1 protein-coding gene is annotated in these 1,353 nt (G+C 64.5%); it reads left to right on the top strand.

The annotated features are described in order from the left end of the window. The first annotated feature begins 67 nt into the window (after window positions 1-67). On the top strand, window positions 68-1,096 hold the full coding sequence (locus C0V72_RS16090) for an IS110 family transposase (protein WP_101795131.1): 1,029 nt from the start codon (window positions 68-70) through the stop codon (window positions 1,094-1,096). The last annotated feature ends 257 nt before the right edge of the window (window positions 1,097-1,353 follow it).

Raw genomic sequence — 1,353 nt, 5'->3', positions numbered from 1 at the left:
TGATGTCGTGGACGGCTCTCCACCCCGCAGGATAATTTCTGCGGATCAGTCGGAGAGGAGAGTGACGATGGAGCAAGTATCAGTTGTTGGACTGGATCTGGCAAAGTCTGTTTTCCAGGTTCACGGTGTCAACGCGCAGGGCGAGGCTGTCCTGCGACGCAGGCTTACGCGGGGGCAGTTGCTGAAGCTGTTCGAGAAGCTGCCGCCCTGCCTTGTCGGCATGGAAGCCTGCGCCTCGGCGCATCATTGGGCGCGCGAGCTGGCGGCGCTTGGCCACGAGGTCAAGCTGATGCCGCCGCAATACGTGAAGCCCTATGTGAAGCGCGGCAAGAACGATGCTGCCGATGCCGAGGCGATCTGCGAAGCGGTGACCCGGCCCACGATGCGGTTCGTTGGCGCGAAGTCACCAAACCAGCAGGCGACCATGATGCTGCACCGGGTGCGCAAGATCCTGACACGGCAGCGCACGCAGATCAGCAATGCCCTGCGCGCGCACATGGCCGAGTTCGGCATCACCGCAGCTATCGGGCGCGGAGGACTGGACCGGCTGATCGCGGTCATCGCCGATCAGGATGATGCGCGCTTGCCTGACGAGGCTCGGGCTTGCCTTGCGGTGCTCAGCACCCAGCTCGAGATGGTCAAGGATCAGATCCTCGATAACGACCGGCGCATCCTCGCCGATGCCCGCAGGACCGAGGCGGGCCGCAGGCTGATGAAAATCCCCGGTATCGGCCCGCTGCTGGCCAGCGCGATCGTGGCCTGCGTGCCTGACCCTGCCACCTTCGGCGGCGGCCGAAGCCTGTCGGCATGGATCGGCCTAACACCGCGCCAGAACTCGAGCGGCGGGAAGGAGCGGCTCGGCAGTATCACCAAGGCTGGCAACACCTACCTGCGCGAGCTGCTCGTAGTCGGCGCCATGGCCGTGGTGCGGCGAGCCAAGCAGGGCAGCACCAAGCGCCCCTGGGTGACGCAGCTACTGGCGCGCAAGAAGCCCAAGGTTGCGGCTGTCGCGCTGGCGAACAAGAACGCCCGCGTCATCTGGGCGATGATGGCAACCGGCGAGGCTTACCGCGAAGCGGAGATGGCCGCAGCCTGAGAAATCGCGCCCAGGGCGCTACACCAGTTGGAAAGGGCAGACTGAACTGACGCAAAAAGCCGGTTGAAACCGCCGGAGCAGGAGAACCCGTTCGACCCCAGCACTTCGAGTGCGTGCAATTGGGAGGGACCTGAACCGCGCGAATGGCATCAGGGCCAGCGGCTATGCAAAGCCGCGCAAATAGGCCGGACACATGGGCGCCACGACCAGCCAGCGCAGTGAAGAAATACCCTTGCCAACGGAGAGCCGTCCACACA

It is taken from the genome of Porphyrobacter sp. TH134, from assembly GCF_002855495.1.
Classification (GTDB): Bacteria; Pseudomonadota; Alphaproteobacteria; order Sphingomonadales; family Sphingomonadaceae; genus Erythrobacter.
The sequence above is the reverse complement of the archived record's forward strand: the minus strand, read 5'-3'. Positions and strand labels throughout refer to the sequence as shown.

Coding starts and splice junctions, on each gene's coding strand:
- C0V72_RS16090 (WP_101795131.1), top strand. CDS start 68: ATGGAGCAAGTATCAGTTGTTGGACTGGATCTGGCAAAGTCTGTTTTC.